At 71.9% G+C, this 3,931-nt stretch carries 2 protein-coding genes and 1 pseudogene; 1 reads left to right on the top strand and 2 read right to left on the bottom strand.

The features are described from left to right. Positions 1–596, bottom strand: a pseudogene (locus E1281_RS40905) (primosomal protein N'); the annotation flags it as partial. Positions 597–850: 254 nt separating this feature from the next. Here E1281_RS40905 and E1281_RS38270 point away from each other — a divergent pair. Further along, a complete protein-coding gene (locus tag E1281_RS38270; protein WP_131884591.1) occupies positions 851–2,404 on the top strand; it encodes an MFS transporter in 1,554 nt (517 codons plus the stop codon). Positions 2,405–2,527: 123 nt separating this feature from the next. On the opposite strand, the gene metK is transcribed toward E1281_RS38270, so the two are convergent. Then, on the bottom strand, positions 2,528–3,721 hold the full coding sequence (gene metK / locus E1281_RS38265; protein ID WP_131884590.1) for a methionine adenosyltransferase: 1,194 nt from the start codon (positions 3,719–3,721) through the stop codon (positions 2,528–2,530). Positions 3,722–3,931 lie beyond the last annotated feature (210 nt).

Here is a 3,931-nt window from a genome sequence, read left to right as displayed (position 1 = left end):
CCCCACACCCCGGCGGAGACCGTGCCGTCGGCCCCATCGGCCCCATCGGCCCCATCGGCCTCGGCGTCGTCACGCGCGGCCACGGGTTCCGCCTCCACGCGGGCGTGCCGTGGCGGTACGGCCAGCCGGAGTACGTCCGCGAACGTCCCCGCGTAGCGGTCGGCCACCTCCCGCACCAGCGCCGCGATCTCCGGCGTGAGGACGGGTTCGGACGACGTGACGCGCTCCAGGTAGAGCAGCTTCCCGCCGTGGTCGCTCTCGGCGACCCGCTCCAGGACGAAACCGTCCACGAGCTGGCCCGCGAAGCGCACCCGCACCCGGCATCCGGGGACGGCCGCGGCGTCCAGCTCGACGGGGACCAGATAGTCGAAGGGGCGATCGAGATGCGGCAGGGACATGTCGACCGCGATCCGCGCGACGGGCCGCTCCTCGGCGGGACGACGCGCGCCCTTCTTCCCGGTCTTGCCCGCCTTTCCGGCCTTGCCCGCCCTTCCGGCCCTCGGCGGCTTCCCGGCGCCGCCCGGCTTCTCCGGACGCGCCTCCGGCAGACCGTCCAGCCCCGGGATCAGGTCCGTTCCCCCGCCGTCCTTCGTCACGCCCCCGTCCTACCAGATCAGCCCGACAGCCGATCGTGCACGCTAGGGTTGGTCCGTTCGAACGGGGTGCGCGTCCGCCGGCTCATTGCCCGATGCCTTCCGTGCCCTCACCGTCCGACGAGCCCGTGCAGGCGATGACCACAGCGCATACTCATGAGCGGGCGGACGCCCCGGCCCGGCAGGGACCGTCGCGCCGCCGCCCGGCACCTCCGTCCCGGCCGGCCTGGAGAAGGTGGGCGAACCCGCGCCACCCCGTGGCCGCGGCCGCGGTCGCCGCCGCCGTCCTCCACCTGGTGTGGGCACTGTTCCTGGCGACCGAGGGCGGCGACCTGGCCGCGCAGGCGGCCTGGACGGACTTCGCCTGGGCGAACCCGGACGCCGCCTACAGCTTCGCCTGGTACGGCGGGATGCACCCCGCCTCCTACAGCGTCCTGTCACCGCACCTGATGGCGCTGTTCGGCATACGCACGGTCACCGTGGTGACCGGCACGGCCTCGGCCGCGCTGACGGCGCACCTTCTGCGGCGGTTCAGGGCGCCCGTGGCACTGCCCGCCTCCCTCTGGGCCGCCTTCGCGCTGGCGTGCAACGCCGCGTCCGGGCGGAGCACGTTCGGCCTAGGGCTCATGTTCGCGCTCATGGCGACGGTCGTGGCGTTCACTCCGCGCGGCACGCCCGCCCTGCGCGCGGCGGGGATGGTCGTTCTCAGCCTGCTCGCCTCGCTCGCGAGCCCGGTCGCGGGGCTCTTCCTCCTCGTGCTGGCCGCGACGCTCTTCGTGACCGGGCGCCGCCGCGCCGGCGTCTGCGTCGCCGTCGGCCTGCCCCTCGTGGTGGGCACGACGAGCCTGCTGTTCCCCTTCGACGGCATCCAGCCCATCTCGCTCACCGCGATCGTCCTGCCCGCGGTCACCAGCGTGATCGCGGTACTGACGTGCGCGCCGAAGAACTGGACGTTCATCCGGATCGGCGCCGGCATCTACCTGGCCGGGATCATCCTGACCTGGCTGATCCCCTCCCCGGTCGGCAGCAACGTCGAGCGGCTCTCCCTGCTGTTCGGCGGGATGTTCCTCCTGTCGGCCGTGGCGCGCGCGCACGGGCGCCTCCGCATCGCCGTACTGTCCCTGGCGTTCATCGTCACGGCGTCCTGGCAGGTCGTGAAGCCCGTGGACGACCTCATCCACACCGAACCCGCCGACGAGGCCGCCGTGCACGCCAGCGGGCTCATCACCGAGCTGAAGGAGCTCGGCGCGGACACGGGGCGCATCGAGGTCGTGCCGCTGCGCTCCCACTGGGAGTCGTCCGGCATGAGCCGCCACTTCATCCTCGCGCGCGGCTGGAACCGGCAGGTCGACGCCGAGCGCCACGAGCTGTTCTACGAGGACGGCGCGCTGACGCCCGACTCCTACCGCGACTGGCTCCACAGGTGGGCCGTGCAGTACGTCGCCCTGCCCGAGCAGGAGGCCGACTGGTCGGCGCAGGAGGAGTCCGCTCTGGTCGCGAAGGGCCAGCCGTACCTGACGGAGATCTGGCAGGACGAGCACTGGCGGCTGTTCCGCGTCCTGCGCGCGACGCCCCTGGTCGACCGCCCGGCGTCGGTGCACGCGCTCGACTCCGGGAAGCTCGTCGTGGACATGCCGTCCCCCGGATCGGTGCTGATGCGCGTCCAGTGGTCGCCCTGGCTGAGGGCCACGGGCGGGGACGCGTGCCTGTCACGCGAGGGCGACCTCGTCCGGCTGGAGGCGAAGACACCCGGCCGCTACACGGTCAGCGCTCCTTACGGCCTGCAGCGCGGGGACGAGTGCGACTCCTGACCGGCGCCGGCGAGGCACGGCACCGCACGTGAACGGCAGCACCCGCGAACATGAATGAGCCCCGGGGACAACCCCGGGGCTCATTCGCCGTTCGGTGCGGCCCGCCGAGGCGGGCCGGCCGGCCTACAGGCCGGCGGCGGAGGCGAGGTCCTTGGCGCGGGCCGTCGACTCCCAGGTGAAGCCGTCCTCGGAGCGGCCGAAGTGGCCGTACGCGGCGGTCTGCGAGTAGATCGGGCGGAGCAGGTCCAGGTCGCGGACGATCGCGCCCGGACGCAGGTCGAAGACCTCGGAGATGGCCTTCTCGATCTTCTCCGGGGCGACCTTCTCGGTGCCGAACGTCTCCACGAACACGCCGACCGGGTGGGCCTTGCCGATCGCGTAGGCGACCTGGACCTCGGCGCGGTCGGCGAGCTGCGCGGCGACGATGTTCTTGGCGACCCAGCGCATCGCGTACGCGGCCGACCGGTCGACCTTGGACGGGTCCTTGCCGGAGAACGCGCCGCCGCCGTGCCGGGCCATGCCGCCGTAGGTGTCGACGATGATCTTGCGGCCGGTGAGCCCGGCGTCGCCCATCGGGCCGCCGATCTCGAAGCGGCCGGTCGGGTTGACCAGCAGCCGGTAGCCGTCGGTGTCGAGCTCGAACCCGGCGAGGACCGGGTCGACGACGTGCTCCTTGATGTCCGGGGCCAGCAGTTCCTTCAGGTCGATGTCCGGGGCGTGCTGGCTGGACACGACGACGGTGTCGAGGCGGACGCCGCGGTCGCCGTCGTACTCGATGGTGACCTGGGTCTTGCCGTCGGGCCGCAGGTAGGGGACGTCCCCGTTCTTGCGGACCGCCGACAGCCGGTGGGCGAGCCGGTGCGCGAGCGTGATCGGCAGCGGCATCAGGTCGGGCGACTCGTTGGTGGCGTAGCCGAACATGAGCCCCTGGTCGCCGGCGCCCTGCCGGTCCAGTTCGTCCACGCCCTCGCCCTCGCGGGCCTCGTAGGCGTCGTCGACGCCCTGGGCGATGTCGGGCGACTGCGCGCCGATCGACACCGACACGCCGCAGGAGTGGCCGTCGAAGCCCTTCTTGGACGAGTCGTAGCCGATCTCCAGGATCTTCTCCCGGATCACCCCGGGGATGTCCACATAGGTCTGGGTGGTGACCTCACCGGCCACATGCACCTGACCGGTTGTGATCATCGTCTCGACCGCGACCCGGCTCCCCGGGTCGTCCTTGATCATCGAGTCGAGGATCGCGTCGCTGATCTGGTCCGCAATCTTGTCCGGGTGTCCTTCGGTGACGGATTCGGAGGTGAACAGGCGGCGAGGCACGTACGTGAACTCCTTGCAGCGGCTGCTGACTGTCGTCGCAGAACGGATTCTTGTCGACATCGGCTGGGGGGAACTCCTCCTCCCGGCCGGGCTGCCCACGGGTCTCAGGGGCGAAGTCTAGCGGGATCGTCGCAGAGCACCACTAGTGCGGGGCGGCGCGGGCACCTCCGGTCGGTCGGGAAAGGTTCTCGGTCAGGAGTTGGTCAGGGG

Origin of the sequence: Actinomadura sp. KC345 (assembly GCF_004348515.1) — a bacterium.
In the GTDB taxonomy this organism is placed as follows: Bacteria; Actinomycetota; Actinomycetes; order Streptosporangiales; family Streptosporangiaceae; genus Spirillospora.
The sequence above is the reverse complement of the archived record's forward strand: the minus strand, read 5'-3'. Positions and strand labels throughout refer to the sequence as shown.